This window comes from Mycoplasma collis ATCC 35278 (genome assembly GCF_000701825.1).
In the GTDB taxonomy this organism is placed as follows: domain Bacteria; phylum Bacillota_I; class Bacilli_A; order Mycoplasmatales; family Metamycoplasmataceae; genus Mesomycoplasma_A; species Mesomycoplasma_A collis.
Genome location: NZ_JNJY01000019.1, coordinates 1 through 15,203 on the forward strand (window position 1 = coordinate 1; position 15,203 = coordinate 15,203).

Annotated in this window: 14 protein-coding genes; 8 read left to right on the plus strand and 6 right to left on the minus strand. The window is 22.1% G+C overall.

The window, feature by feature from the left end:
* The 3 genes from T403_RS0103440 to T403_RS0103450 all read right to left on the minus strand — a co-directional run.
* Positions 1 to 1,206 (minus strand): ATP-binding protein (locus T403_RS0103440; RefSeq protein WP_051619149.1); only part of this gene is annotated, 1,206 nt, incomplete at its 3' end.
* Between the two features lie 97 nt (positions 1,207 to 1,303).
* Entirely contained in the window at positions 1,304 to 2,635 is a 1,332-nt protein-coding gene (gene mnmE, locus T403_RS0103445; protein WP_318024007.1) for a tRNA uridine-5-carboxymethylaminomethyl(34) synthesis GTPase MnmE, read from the minus strand.
* 2 nt (positions 2,636 to 2,637) lie between these two features.
* Complete coding sequence (locus tag T403_RS0103450; RefSeq protein WP_033161424.1) at positions 2,638 to 4,254, minus strand: ABC-F family ATP-binding cassette domain-containing protein; 1,617 nt, start codon at positions 4,252 to 4,254, stop codon at positions 2,638 to 2,640.
* Between the two features lie 386 nt (positions 4,255 to 4,640).
* Between T403_RS0103450 and T403_RS0103455 the strand changes: the two genes are divergently transcribed.
* From T403_RS0103455 to T403_RS0103470, 4 genes are all read left to right on the plus strand, one after another.
* Positions 4,641 to 4,976, plus strand: a complete 336-nt coding sequence (locus T403_RS0103455) for a hypothetical protein (RefSeq protein ID WP_033161425.1) — start codon at positions 4,641 to 4,643, stop codon at positions 4,974 to 4,976.
* 165 nt (positions 4,977 to 5,141) lie between these two features.
* Positions 5,142 to 5,720, plus strand: coding sequence for a chromate transporter (locus T403_RS0103460; protein WP_033161426.1), 579 nt, complete (start codon positions 5,142 to 5,144; stop codon positions 5,718 to 5,720).
* On the plus strand, positions 5,720 to 6,394 hold the full coding sequence (locus T403_RS0103465) for a chromate transporter (protein ID WP_033161427.1): 675 nt from the start codon (positions 5,720 to 5,722) through the stop codon (positions 6,392 to 6,394). Before T403_RS0103460 ends, T403_RS0103465 begins: the two co-directional genes overlap by 1 nt.
* Positions 6,385 to 7,935, plus strand: coding sequence for a GIY-YIG nuclease family protein (locus T403_RS0103470; RefSeq protein ID WP_033161428.1), 1,551 nt, complete (start codon positions 6,385 to 6,387; stop codon positions 7,933 to 7,935). The genes T403_RS0103465 and T403_RS0103470 overlap by 10 nt, the downstream gene beginning before the upstream one ends.
* Positions 7,936 to 8,038: 103 nt before the next feature.
* Here T403_RS0103470 and T403_RS0103475 read toward each other — a convergent pair whose 3' ends face one another.
* Positions 8,039 to 8,596 (minus strand): DJ-1/PfpI family protein, encoded by a 558-nt coding sequence (locus tag T403_RS0103475; protein ID WP_033161429.1) that lies wholly within the window; start codon positions 8,594 to 8,596, stop codon positions 8,039 to 8,041.
* A 7-nt stretch (positions 8,597 to 8,603) separates the two neighbouring features.
* Positions 8,604 to 9,431, minus strand: a complete 828-nt coding sequence (gene ylqF, locus T403_RS0103480; protein ID WP_240532068.1) for a ribosome biogenesis GTPase YlqF — start codon at positions 9,429 to 9,431, stop codon at positions 8,604 to 8,606.
* Between the two features lie 117 nt (positions 9,432 to 9,548).
* Between ylqF and T403_RS0103485 the strand changes: the two genes are divergently transcribed.
* The 4 genes from T403_RS0103485 to T403_RS0103500 all read left to right on the plus strand — a co-directional run bounded on the left by T403_RS0103485 (position 9,549) and on the right by T403_RS0103500 (position 13,519).
* On the plus strand, positions 9,549 to 9,908 hold the full coding sequence (locus T403_RS0103485; RefSeq protein ID WP_033161431.1) for a hypothetical protein: 360 nt from the start codon (positions 9,549 to 9,551) through the stop codon (positions 9,906 to 9,908).
* Positions 9,909 to 10,291: 383 nt separating this feature from the next.
* Complete coding sequence (locus T403_RS0103490; RefSeq protein WP_033161432.1) at positions 10,292 to 11,056, plus strand: glucosamine-6-phosphate deaminase; 765 nt, start codon at positions 10,292 to 10,294, stop codon at positions 11,054 to 11,056.
* Positions 11,057 to 11,058: 2 nt separating this feature from the next.
* Positions 11,059 to 12,693, plus strand: a complete 1,635-nt coding sequence (locus T403_RS0103495; protein ID WP_033161433.1) for a PTS transporter subunit EIIC — start codon at positions 11,059 to 11,061, stop codon at positions 12,691 to 12,693.
* Positions 12,686 to 13,519, plus strand: a complete 834-nt coding sequence (locus tag T403_RS0103500) for a class II fructose-bisphosphate aldolase (RefSeq protein ID WP_051619154.1) — start codon at positions 12,686 to 12,688, stop codon at positions 13,517 to 13,519. Before T403_RS0103495 ends, T403_RS0103500 begins: the two co-directional genes overlap by 8 nt.
* 91 nt (positions 13,520 to 13,610) lie before the next feature.
* Here the strand turns inward: T403_RS0103500 and T403_RS0103505 are convergent, their stop codons facing one another.
* Positions 13,611 to 14,864 (minus strand): ATP-binding cassette domain-containing protein, encoded by a 1,254-nt coding sequence (locus T403_RS0103505; protein WP_156933562.1) that lies wholly within the window; start codon positions 14,862 to 14,864, stop codon positions 13,611 to 13,613.
* Between the last annotated feature and the right edge of the window lie 339 nt (positions 14,865 to 15,203).

The window sequence follows — 15,203 nt, forward strand, 5'->3', positions numbered from 1 at the left end:
AGTAATATTTTCGGATTTTAAAGCATCATTTTCAAGTTTTAAAGTAATATTTTTACTATCTAGAGTATCATTTTCGGATTTTAAAGTATCATTTTGTTTGTGTGACACAATGATATTTTTTTTATAATTTTTATTATAAAGAATTACTGAAAAATTATTATTATCTAAATTAAAATCAGGTTTTTTATAAAAATCAGAATAACTTTCAAAAACTCTTTCAATACCCGTTCCATAATTTTCAATTAAATTAAGTTTTGCTAAAATATCAACTAAATTTTTATTTCTTCTTGCATTTGCTCCTTTTTTTATTTGCTCTAAAGTTAAACCTCTTACAATAGGTCCGGGGGAAATAATATTTATTTTATCTGAAAAAATTTTTATCATTATTTCAGATTCATCAACAATTCAATCACGATGACAAAAACAATTAATAATTATTTCTCTTAAAGCTATTTTTGGATAATCATATTTTTCTTGTCTTTCCGGTCCGCCATTAAAATTTATTTTTAATTTATTGAAAAGAAATAAATAATCAAAAATATCATAAATTTGTTTAATAATTGAACCTTTAAATCCTTTTTTATCAATAATATCATTTAAATTTTCATTATTAAAAACTATTAATTTAGAAATACGATCATTTTGATCGCTTAATAAAAAAGCTAAATTATTATATTCATTATTTTCTGTTTTAAATCTTAATTTATATTCATTGAATTCAATATTTACTTTTTCTAATTTAGTTTGTAAATAATTAAAAGTTAAACTTTGTACTTTTGATCGTCAATTTTCAAACTTGCTAGCTTTTTTTTCTAAAATTAATCTTTCAACTTGTTCACTATTTGCTTTTTGTTTTTTTGAAGATATTCTTATATAAACTTCACTGTAATTAAAAATGGACCCTTCCCTTACACAGTAAGGTTTATTATCTCCTTTATTTATTTTGATTTTAAAAGGGATTTCATTCGGAAATATTTTTATAAGATGTGTGACATCTTCTAAAAAAGCATTTTTTATTCAATTGGATATTTTATCTTCCCATATTTTTCTTTTTGCTTTAATTAATTCCGTATCTATTTCCCCGTTGTCTTTTACACCTAAATGAATTTCCCCTCCATCAGCGTTTAAAAAAGAGACAATTTCTTCTTTTAATTTTTTTTCTTTTTCCGGTATATCTCATTTGTATTCAATTTCTAAACTTTCCATTTAACACCTTTAATTTTTTAATAATTTAACAATATAAAAAACAATATAATATTTAGTATTTTTATTATATTAAATATTATATTGTTTTTCTTGTTTTTTATTTACCTAAACAAAAATTTTTAAAAATAGTATCTAATAATTTTTCATTATCAGAATTACCTTGGATATCTTGAAGATTTTCTCATGCTTTAACAAGATCAACTATAACTACTTCAGGGCCATTATTTTTTTCAATAGATTTTTTTGCTATTTTTATATTTTTGTAAGCTGATTTAATTAGCGCTAATTGTCTTGTATTTGTGACTACAAATTCACTATCAAAATCGATTTCTTTTGCAATAGAATTTAGTTTTTTTTCTAAACTATCAATGTTTTTGTTTTTTGCACTAATTCAAATACTAGAATTATTTTTAATATCTTTTTTATCTACTAAATCTAATTTATTATAAACTTTAATATATATTTTCTTTTTTGATTTAGTCTTGATTAATTTATCAAATTCATCTTCTTTTTTCGTCCCATCTATTAAGTGAATAATCATTTCTGATTGTTTTATTTGTTCAAAAGTTTTTTCCATTCCAATATTTTCAATCTGATTTTTTGATTCTCTTATTCCTGCTGTATCTTTAATAGTATATAAAATTTCGTTTAAAACAAATTGACCTTCAACAACATCTCTAGTTGTTCCACTAACAGAAGATACTATAGCTTTTTCTTCATTTAATAAACAATTTAATAAAGAAGATTTACCAACATTAGGTTTCCCTACAATAGCAACATTTACTCCGTTAGAAATAATTCTAGATCTTTCAGATTGTTTAACAACTTCTTCTAATAGTAGTTCTAAATCTTCTAATTTTACTCATAAAAGATCGCGAGTAATTTCATCAACATCGTCATATTCAGGATAATCAATATTTACTTCAATTCCTGCAATTAAGTAAGAAACTCTATCGATTAATTCTTCAATAAAATTTGAAGTTTTTCTATCTAATTTACGAGCAGATAAATTTGCTTGTTTTTTTGTTTTAGCATGAATTAAATCATTTATAGCTTCTGCTTTAATTAAATCGATTTTACCATTTAAAAAAGCTCTTCTTGAAAATTCACCAGGCTCTGCTAATCTAGCTCCATTAACTAATAAAAGTTCTAAAATTAAATTAGTTACAACAATACCGCCATGAGCATTAATTTCAACAGTATCTTCTCCAATAAAATTTTTAGTCCCTTTAAATCAAGCTACTAATACTTCATCAATTTTTTTACCTTTTTCTTTAATAAAACCATATGTAATTTGATTAGATTCTCCAACCTTACCAGTAAAAATTTTTTTTACAATTTTAAAAGCATCAGGCCCGGTGACTCTAATTATTGAAATAGCTTGATTAATGTTATTACCTGATGAAATAGCTGCAATTGTATCAAACATTATTAATACCCCATTTTTTCTTCATATTCATCTAATGTACCTCTAAAAATAAAGGATGAATCATTTTTTATTTCTAAAATAACATTAGACACTTTTTTAACAAAAGCACGATTATAAGTCGTAAAAATCATCGCAGATTTATATTGTTCTAATCCTTCGATCACAGAGTCGATCGATTCAGTATCTAAATGATCTAAAGGTTGATCAAAAATTAAAAAATTAGCTTCTTTTAACATCATTCTGGAAAACATTAATCTAGCTTTTTCGCCTCCAGATGTTACTTGAGCATTTTTAAATACAGAATCGCCACTAAAAAGCATTCTTCCTAAAAAGCTTCTTATTTTATGATCTGAATTATCTTTATTTTCTTCTAATTCATTATCCAGTGGTCATTTACTTAATCATTCAATTAAATTTTCATTTTTTGTAAAATATTTTGAATTATCTGAAGGGAAATATTCATACTTAATAGTTGTTCCTCATTTTACACTTCCGCCAGTTGGCGTTTCTATTCCTGCTAAAATTTCTAATAATTTAGTTTTTGCAACGTCATCTTCACCTAAAAGAACCATTTTTTCATTTGGAAGTATTTGAAAAGATAAATTTTGAAATAAAAATTCTTTAGTCACTGGATTTTGGTATGATAAATCTTCTACAGTTAAGATTTGTTTTCCTGGTTGTCTAAAAATATCAAATCTAATAAATGGATATTTTCTAGATGAAGGTTTAATTTCTTCAAGTTGAATTTTCTCAAGTGATTTTTTTCTTGATGTAGCTTGAGATGATTTTGAAGCATTAGCTGAGAATTTAGCGATAAATGCTTGTAATTTTTCAATTTGTTCTTCTTTTTTAGCGTTTGCATTTTTTTGCATTTCTCTTAAAAGTGTTGATGATTCTTTTCAAAAAGTATAATTACCAGCGAACATTTTTGCTTCCGAGAAATCAATATCAACTATATGTGTACATATTTGATCTAAAAAATCACTATCATGAGAAACAACTATTACAATATTTTGATAATCAATTAAAAAATTTTCTAATCATTTAATTGCTTTTAAATCTAAATGGTTAGTTGGCTCATCCATTATTAAAATATCCGGATTTCCAAAAAGCGCTTTCGCCAATAAAACTTTAACTTTTTGAGAAGCTTTTAAGTCACACATTTTAGAATTTCATTTTTCTTTTGGGATATCTAAAGCAGACAATAAAATTTGAGCATCATTTTCAGCGCTTCAACCGCCTAATAAACCATATTGTTCTTCTAATTCTCCAGCTCTTGTATAATCTTTTTCAGTTGATTCTGGATTTTCATAAATCGCATTTTTTTCTTTTTGAATGTTATATAAAAGTTCATTACCCATAATAACAACATCTGTTACGTTAAAATCATCATACATATTATGATCTTGAGATAAAACTGAAATTCTTTGATTTTTGTCTTTTATTATTTCACCAGAAGAAGATTCAACTTGCCCTGATAATATTTTTAAAAAAGTTGATTTTCCAGCTCCATTTGCCCCAATAATTCCATATGTGTTACCTTCAGTAAATTTTAAATTAACATTTGTAAAAAGTTTTTTATCAGAAAAAACCTTTGATAAATTCTTTATTTCCAACATAAAACAACCTCTTTAAAAATTTATTTTTAAATTTTACTATATTTTGCAAATTAAAATTAAAAAATAATTAAACATTTACAAAAAAAATAAAATATTAGAATTTACAAATCTTTTTTTTAAAATTTTGTTGTTTTTTGTTAAAAGTTTTATAATTTAAATGTAAAAAAATTCTAATTTAAGCAATAGCAGAAAATTGATAGTTCTATTAAATGATTATGCAGAAAAATCAATATTGAAAGGATGACAATTTTAACAAAATAAATGCAAAAAATAATTGAAAAATATGAATAATTTTTTAGTTATTTAAAATATTTTAATCAATTTAAAAATGATTAAAAAAAATAAAATTTAGCATTGCTTTTAAAGTTAAGGTTCGAATATAACTGATGGATATTAAAAAAAACATTAATAAATTTAAATTCGTTTATATTTTAAGTATTATTTCTATTATTTTATTGATTATTGTAATTATAGATATTTTTACTAGCTATTTTAGCGATAAAATTGGCTATCTTTTTATATTTGTTATTCCAATAATTTTAATAATTTTAACAATTGTTAATGTTGTTTATTTTATAAAAATTAAAACATATAAAGATAATAAAAATTCAAAAGGAAAAGTGAGTTCATTTTTATCATATTTATTTTTTCCATATTCAATTTTAGAAGAAACTAGCAAAAATTTAGAAGAAGCAAGTAAAAATATGGATAACAGTAATTAAAATAAAAAACAATTTTTAAATATTTTTATTAATTTAAATATAAATAATTTTATTATCTAAAAACAATAACTCTTAAGTGGTTGAATTGCGAAGAACATTTAAGAGTTTTTTTAATAAAAAAAATAATTTAGTTTTTTTAAAAAAAATATTAAATATAATTTTTAAATGAAAAATAATAGTTTTTGAAAAGTTTTTTTCTTCATAATTAAATGTACATTTGTAGGTTTTGGTGGCGGAAATGCAATCATGCCTGTTATAAGAGAATTTGCTGTAAAAAAATACAAATGACTTACTGATGAAGAATTTAATGAAGCACTTATTGCTTGTAATTTAATTCCTGGCCCAGCAGTAATAGAGATTCTTTCCTATGTTTCTATAAAACAATTAGGTAAAATAAAAGGAATACTAGTTGTACTTTTAGCTGTTTTACCTCACGTCTCATTAGCTATGGTTTTATATTATTTTGCGACATTTTTACCTAATAAATATTTATATGTGATTAATGTTGGAGTAATTTCTGCACTTATTGGAATTATTTTTGCTTTTGCCTATAGATTTTTAAAAAGTAGTTTTAGTCAATTAAATATTATTGTTTGAATTAGTCTTTTTTTATTTACTTTATTTTTTTGTTTATTCGTCCCTAGCCCTTTCAACATCCCAGCAATTCCTTTAATTTTAATAATACTTGTTATTTTTATTTTAGAATTTATTAAACTTAAAAATAAGAAAAAAGGAGATAAATAATGCTTTTACTTATTGGGGGAATTCTTTTTTCATTATTAGCTGTTGTTATTATTAGTTTAATTGTTTTTGGTGGCGGACAAATATTTATGCCTATCTTTCAGTCTTTTTGGTTATTTTTAGCCAAAACCTTTGGTTTTAACATAACACAAGAAAAAATTGATTTAGTTTTTACAATTTCAAACTTTACACCTGGAGTTGTTTCAACAAAATTTGCCACTTTCACTGGTTTATTAATTTCTGACAACGCATGATGAGGAATATTTATTTCAATTTTAACTTATATTTTATTTTGTTTACCAGCGATATTAATGATGATTATTTCTATTAAGTTAATTAAAAAAAGTAAACAAAATCGTTATTTATCCAATATTATTAAATATATAAATCCAGTTTTATCAGGTATTCTTTTTGCCTTGGGTATTCAATTATTAATTTCAACAATGTTGCCAAATATTAATTTTAATAGATCTATTAATGATTATGCAAATTTAGTAGATAAAAATACAAGTGCAAAATTAAGTTTTTTCTCTGATTGAAGATTGATTGCTCTTTTTATTTTTGTTCCTAGCTATAGTATTTTTTCTTTTTTTTGATACAAAAAAAAGAAACCAATTTACTTTCTTTTTATAATTGGCCTTATTTTATCTTTTATAATATTTCAACCATGATTGTAAAAATAATAGAAAAAATAAAAAATGAAGTTCCTGAAAAACCAGGGGTATATTTTTGAAAAAGTAAAGGCGAAATTATATATATAGGAAAATCAGTAAATTTAAAAAACAGAATGTTGCAATATTTTAAAGGAACTCAAAATTCTTTTTATACTTTTAAAATGGTTGAAGAAATTGATGATTTTGAATTTACAATTACAAAAAATGAAAAAAGCGCTTTAATTTTAGAAGCTAATCAAATTGAATTTTTATACCCAAAATATAATATTTTATTGAAAAACAATGGTAAATATCCTTATTTAGTTGTTACTAAAAATAAAGGTATTAAATTTCAAATTAAACACAAATATGTTTATGATAAAAATGCTTTTTTTTTCGGGCCTTTTCCACCTAAATTTGGTTTAAGTTTTATTAAAAAAATTTTAGAAAAAGAATTTTTATATAAAAATGGTTTCCTTATAAAACAAAGTGAATGAACTTCACAAAAGATAAATATTGTTTTTGAAAAAATTAAAAATATTTTCAAGAATGAAAAATCTAATTTTTTCACATATTTAAAAAGTATTTATGAAAAAGCTAAAAAAGATGATGTTCAATTAGAAGTTGCTTTAGAAATAAAAAAAGCTTTAGAATTTTTCAAAAAAAATTTATTAGAAAATCAATTTATTCAATTAAAAACTAACAAACATTTTGACTTTATTATTTTTATAGAAATCGAAAAAAAATTTGTTGTTTTCATTTATTTTTATAGATGAGGACATTTGTTTAATTTTGTTGAAGAAATTTTTGAAAAAAAAATAGCTTTAAATGATTTTATTAATGAATTTATAACCACTTTTTATAAAAATAATATTATGCCTGATAGAATAATTATAAAAAGTAATTTCAAAAATTTATTAAATTTATCTCTTTTTGATTTTAATGATAAATTTTATTTCCCTATTAAAGGTGAATTAAAAAATAATTTATTACTTTTGGAAAATAACTCTTTAGAAAAAATAAGTCTTTTATTAAAAAAAGATAAAGAAAAAAACAATATTTTCAATGAGTTAGCAAAAAAAATAAATGTTGGAAAAATAAAAAATTTTTTAATTGTAGATAATTCTTTTACTCCAGATAACATTCCGATTAGTTTAATTATGTTTTACAAAGAAAATGAAAACATAAAAAATCAAAATTTCTTTTATCTCCATAAAGAAAAAAATAAAATTTTTGATTTAGATTTAATGGAAAAAGTTATTAATGAATATATCAAAAAAAAGAAAAATTACTTTGCAAAAATAGATTTAATTATTACTGACGGTGGGATTCATCAGATAAATAGCATAAAAAAAATCTTAGAAAAAAACAAAATTTTTAATTTAAAAATAATTGGGTTACTAAAAAATGAAAAACATTTATTAAAAAATATAATAAATGAAAATAACGAAGAAATCGATGTTTCCAAAGAACTTTTTTTATTTTTATCTAAAATACAATTTGATGTTGATTTTATTGCTAAAAAAATGTTTAATAAAATTAAAAATAATAAATGAGAAAAATAAAATATTAATTTTTACTTAAGAAAAACTTGTTTCTATGAATAGATAATATTTTTTGTGAAAGTTTTTTTTAGAATAAATTAAACAATTAAAAAACCAAATAAAATTAAGCTCCATTTAAGCTTTTTTCTATTTGGTTTTTTGCATCTATACCATTAAATATTTCAATTATTTTTAACGCTAAATTTAGTGAGCAACTCGCGCTTCTAGCTGTTATAATGTTTTTATCTTGTACAACATCATTATTTGTGAAATTAGTTCCTTTTATTTGATTATCAATTGGATAAGCTGTATAGTGGGTATCAGGATCAAATACATTATTTTCAAAAAGTGCATTTGGCGCATCGCAAATCGCAAAAACTCATTTTTCTTTTTTTATAAAATCAGAAATTAAATTTAATGCTTTGCTATCTTTTCTTAATAATTGCGCCCCTTGTCCACCAGGGATAAAAATTGCATCATAATTATATAGTTTCTGATAAATTTTCTCTTTATCATTTTTTATATTTACTAAATTATATTGTCCGTTAAAATCAGTAATATCAGCAAAATTAAAATAATTAATTTCAGTGAAAACTTTAGCTTTTATTAAAGTTGATAAAACAGCAATTAATTCATAATCTTGAAATTTATCGTGAATTAGTACTAATAATTTTTTTGACATAAATCCCCTAATCGTATGTAACATTAATTAATTTTCTTAAATATATTATAAATCACTGAGTAGTTTTTTCAATATCCAATTGGTTATTTTTTAATAAAAAGTTTTTATTTTTAGCTAATTTATATAAATTATTATAAATTTCTATCTCATCTTCGGTAGGTTCTAAATTTAGTTTTTTAATTTTTTCAGGATAGTATTTAGATAGCAATTTATAACCAAAAGTAAAAAATGTTCTTTTGGGTATTATTTCTGGATTTATCGAACCAATAATTGCTAGTTTCATAGCTATTAATTGATCATCAAATTTTGGTCATAAAATACCTGGTGTATCTAATAATTGAATATCTTGTGTTTTAATTCATTGTTGAGATTTAGTAACTCCAGGTTTATCGCCTACTTTAGCTTTAGAAGAAGCTAATAAATTGATTAATGTTGATTTTCCACTATTAGGCACCCCTAAAACAAAAACTCTCATCTGTGGTTTTAAAAAACCCTTTTTTAAATCTTTTTCTTTTTTTTCGTTCAATAATGAATGGATATTTTTTAAAATTATTTTTTTTGAAGAATTATTTTTCAAATTAACTAATATTGCCTTTGATTTATTAGAATTTTCGAATTTTTTAATTAATAACTCAAGCTTGTTTTCATCACCATAATCTTTTTTTGCAATAACAAATAATCTAGGTTTATGAGGTGAAATTTTATCAAAATCTTCGTTATATGAACTAATGGGGGCTCTTGCATCTAAAACAATTAAAAATAAATCACAAATTTTTTCTTTTTCTTTTATTTCGCGCATCGCTTTCGACATATGTCCAGGGAATCATTGAATCATTATTTAATTATAATGTTATTATTATTTTTAATAAACAAAAAAAATATTAAAAAATAGTATAATAATTAAAAAATTAAAATTATTTTTTTAAAAAAAATCGAAAGGAATCTTAATAAAATGAATCATATTAAAAATTATATAAAAAAAATGTGAATTTTTTATATATTGTCAATTGTTGCGTTTGTGTTTGTATTTTTATTCGCTTTTGCTATATTATTTTCAGCATCTTTTGGTTTAGCAATGGTTGTGATCTTAATATTACTAGCAATAGCTTTATCAATCGCCGGCTTTTCTTATGTAGCTTTAATTGCATCACGTGTTGAAAAATTAGGATTGAAATTAAGTAATATTTGAATATTATCTTTTATTTCATGAACAATTCCAATAGTTGGTTTAATTGTTTTAATTTTCGCAACAATTCAAACAAATGAAGTTATAAATTCAAAAACAACTGAAACTATAAATATTGAAGAATAATTTTAAAAAATATAAATGAAAAAAGTTTTTATCAATAGGTAGAAACTTTTTTTTTTTTTTAGAAAAAAAATAATAACGGCGATAAAAGTTATAAATATTATGATTGCAAAATTATTTTTTATTTTTTTTAAAAAAATAATTTAGTTTTTTAAAAAACAAAAAATATAAACTCAAAAACATTGTATTTTATTATTAATTTTAAATTCATATTTTTTTAAAAAATAATATTTGTTTTTTTATTTTAGTAAAAAATTGCGTTTTTTTTGCACTTTTTTTGCTTTTTTTACCTTTTGCTTACAAAAAAAAAAAAAAACTATAATTTGTTTGTTCATTATGTTTTTACAAAAATAATGAACATTTTTTAACATTAAGGAGTTAAAAATTTGAAAATAATAGTTTTTGATAAAATTAATGATTTACATAAATATGTGGCTAATTTGTTTATTGAACAAATTAGTTCAAAACCTAATTCGGTCTTAGGTTTTGCAACAGGAACTTCGCCACTGGATTTTTATAAATTGTTAATAGAAGATTATAAACAAAATAATCGTGATTGAAGTCAAATTAAAAGCTTTAATCTTGATGAATTTGTCAATGTCGATCCTTCACACAATGAATCATTTATAAATCAAATGAATCAAAATCTTTTTAATTATGTAAATATTAAAAAAGAAAATATTTTCATTCCTAATGGAATAGCAAGTAATTTAGAGCAAGAAGCTTTAAATTATGAAAATATGATAGCGAAAAATAAAATTGATTTGCAATATATTTCACTAGGAATAAATGGTCATATTGCATATAATGAGCCAAAAACTGATATTAGTTCTAAAACTCATATTTCTAATCTAGAAAAAGCAACAATCGATGATTTAATCGCTAAGCAAAAATTTTCTAGTTATGAATCCGCTCCCAAACAAGCTATAACAATGGGGGTAAGTACAATTTTAAATCATACTAAAAAAATAATTATGATTTCTTTCGGTCAAAATAAAGCTCTAGTAACTAAAAAAATGTTAGAAGATAAGCCAAATAGTGATATTCCGGCTGCGTTTTTACAACTTCACCCAAACTGTATTTTTGTTTTAGATAAACAAGCTGCAAAATTATTAGATCAAAAAACACTTAAAAGTGCAGAGTTTAGATAATCATGACTAAAAATTCTACATTAAATTTTTTTAATTCAATTTTAAATTGATTACAAAGATTAGGTAAATCACTAATGTTTCCAATTGCTGTTTTACCTATAGCAGCGTTACTTTTAAGATTAGGATCATTAATTCAAGATCCTTATTCTAATGAATCGCTTGGTATAAGTTTTGGAGTTAAAATATTAGGTCAAATTATTGAAACACCTGGAAAAATAGTCTTTGATAATTTACCATTAATTTTTGCTATAGGAATATCTTTTGGTTTTGCAAAAGATAATAGGGGTGAAGCTGCTTTAGTTGGAGCTATAGTTTGGCTAGGTTATAGTGCTTTATTAAAAGAAAATATTTTAGCTAATTTAATTTGAAATAATGTTCTAACATCTAGTGAATTAAAAAATAAAACCCAGCTTTTATACTTTTTAAAAAATGGGAAAATAACATATCAACTTGATACGGGGGTTTTTGGCGGAATAATTAGCGGTTTGATAGTAGCAACTCTTTATAATAGATTTAAAGATATAAAATTACCAATGTCTCTTTCATTTTTTGGTGGAAGAAGATTTATTCCGATGCTTGGAATTTTAACCATTGTTCCATTAGCGCTAGTTTTTGCTATTGTTTGACCTTTAATTCAGTTCATTTTAATAAAACTAGGTACTTCTTTAAGTAGTTCTAATACATTTTTAAAAGGTTTTTTAGCAGGAATTTATGCTCTTTTTAATCGATTATTACAACCTTTTGGTCTTCATCACATTTTAAATACTTTTGTTTGATTCCAATTACCGATTGAAGGAACAAATTTAACCGGAGAAGTTGTAACTATAAATGGTGATATTCCAGCTTTCCAAGCGGGATTAACTAATTCAGGTACATTTACATCAGGATTTTTCCCATTATTTTTAGGCGGGCTTCCAGGAGCGGCTTTAGCCATGATTTTAACATCTAATAAAAACAAAAGAAAACAAATGATGTATTTCTATGGAGGAGCAGCGCTTGTAAGTTGACTCACCGGAATTGATGAACCATTAATTTTTGCCTTTATTTTTATTAGTCCACTTTTATATTTAGCTAATGCGTTTTTAACATCTTTATTTTATATGTTTGTAACTTGAATGGGGGCATCAATTGGAATTGGCTTTAGTGCTGGATTTATTGATTATATAATTTCTTTCCCAAGAAGTTGACAAATTTCAACTCAAGTAGGAGTTTTAGCGAATCCACTTTGAATTTGATTATTTTCTATTGTAATGTTTTGTATTTATTTTGTTATCTTTTATTTTTCTATCAGATTTTTTGATATAAAAATACCTGGTAGAGAAAAAGAAGATATAAATTATATTAAAAATGAATTTAGCGAAAGTAAACTAAAATCGAATGATAGATACGAAACATTAGCATCAATCATTCTTAAAACAGTAACAAAAGAAAATATTGAATTAGTTGAAAATTGCGCAACAAGACTTAGACTTACATTAAAATCAAATAGCAAAGAGCTAATTGATGACAATATAATTATTGCTAATGGAGCAAGGGGTATTGTAAGACTTGGAAATAAAGGGTATCAAATTATTATTGGTACAGATGTTGAAAAAGTTGCTGATTTAGTTAGAAAAAAATTAGAAAAAAATGAATAAAAAATCTTTAAAGCTTTATTTACAAGAACTCAAACAAAGCAAAAAAGCTATTTTAGCTTTTAATATTATTAATCTCGAGACACTGAATGCGATAATAAAAGCTGGTGAAGAGACTCAAGTTCCTTTGATCATTCAAATAACCCCTAGCGCTTTAAAATATGCAGATTATGAGCTTTTAGTGCCAGCAGTACTAAAAGCAATAAAAAATGCAAAAAGTATTTTTTATCTCCATTTAGATCATTGTAGTGATCTTGAATTATTGAAAAAGGCTGTTAATGATGGTTTTGATTCTGCAATGTATGATGGATCTCATTTAGAGTTTGAAGAAAATATTTATAATTCTCTACAAGCAAAAAAAATAGCTGAAAATTTAACTCTTGAGCTTGAAATAGGAAAAATAGGTGGTAAAGAAGAAAATGTAATTGCTAATGATGCACAAATTGTTTCTTATGAAAAAGCAAAGTATTTTTATACAAAAACTAAAAGCGAACTATTAGCAATTGCTTTTGGGACTATTCATGGGGTTGAGAAAAAAGCTTCTAAATTAGAATTTAGTGTTATTGAAAAAATAGCAAATGAATTTAGTGTCTCACCTGTTATGCATGGAACTTCAGGACTAGATATTTCCACTATTAAAAAAGCAATAAATTCAGGAATAGTAAAAATTAATATAGCAAGCGATTTGTTAGTTGAATATATTAAAGCTTTTAAAGAATATACAAAAAAATATGATAATTTTTATGATTTGAGAAAAATTAATCTTTACGCAATTGAAAAGGTAAAAGAAAAAATTATTTTTTATATTAATAATTTAGTTTTAAATTAAAATAATTTTACCCACTATAAAGGAATTTATAGTGGGTTTTATTTTTCTATAAAATTTAAAAGTTTAATTTACAGAGTATTTAAATTTAAAATTATAATTCTATAACATTGTTAAATAATTTTTCATCCTCAATTGAAAAATGATGCGAAACAATTATGATGATTTTATTTTTTAAGCTTAAAATATTTTTTAGAATTTTAATTCTTTTGAATTTGTCAATTCCAGCTAATGCTTCATCTAATATTAAATTTTTTTTATCATAATAAAATCATCTAGCGATTTTAACTCTTTGTTTTTGTCCTAATGATAAAGTATCGTATTTTTGATTTAAATCAAAGTCAATTAATGATTTTCTTTTTGCAAGTAAAATTTTTTCATTATTTATTTTTTCATCAAATAAAGTTATAACATCAATAGCTTTTGAATTATATGTATTATCAATGTTATCTAAATATATTAATTCTTTATAAAAAATATTTAAATTATCTAAAAAAGATGCATTGTTATTTATTAAAATATTTCCATCATAATTATTTTTATCAATTTCGTTTAACAAAATTTTAATTAAGGTAGATTTTCCTACCCCAGATTTACCTTTAATTAAATAACTATTATTTAGTTTAAAATTTAAATTTAGGTTATTAAAAATTATTTTCCCATCAAAATTTATACTTAAATTTTTAATTAAAATTTCGTTAATAGATAAACTTTTAATGTAATTATTAAAATTATTTTTCTCTATATTTATATTGTTTTTAAAAGTTTTATTTATTTTAAAATCTTTTACATCATTTATTATTTCTTTACTTGAATATTTTAATGATGAAAATATATTTTCAGAAATAGATATAACTAATTTATTTATTGGGTTTAATAAAGCTAAAATAGCAATTGATAAAATATTAATTTGTTCTAATAATGAAAAAACTAATTCTTCATAAAAACTATAAGTTTGTTTTATTTTTAATGTTTTTAATTTTTTATTATTTATTTCACTTATATTTTCTAATGCTTTAAATTTAAAAATGTTTAATTTATTAAATCAGTAAAAATTTTTGTAATTTTCAATTAAATTTTTGTAATTTAAACCGTTATTTTCTTTAGTTTTTAAAAAAATGGAATTATGTTTTTTATTTTTTATTGAGGCAAAAATTGGTAATATTATTGAAAATAATATCCCTAAAAAAATGAAGATAAAAAATATTGCTATTCAAGGCGAAAAAGTTAATGATTGATAAATTATAAAAATTATAACCAAAATAAAAATATTTAAATTTCAAAAAATGTTATAAAAAATATCTAAATAATCTAATACATATTTATTTAAATTAATCTCTAAATTCATAATAAATTTAGATGTTGAATATTTTTCTATTTTTTTGGGATTTACATTTTTTAATAAATTAAGAGAGAAAGACAAAAGTTAATGGATTTTATAAACCTTAATTTTAACAATGACATTATACATTATTTTTTTAAAATAAAAAACATTTTTTTAAATTTAGGAAAAACAAAATAACCAATTTAAAAATAAAATTGGCTTTTTAACTTAAATAAATAGATAAATTATATGATTTTTTAGTTTAAATTTAAAATTTTTTATTTATTTATAAAAATAAGATTTTCTTCTTCATTTCTATTAAATAATATTAATTTTTGAAATAAATTTAAACCAATTAGCGTT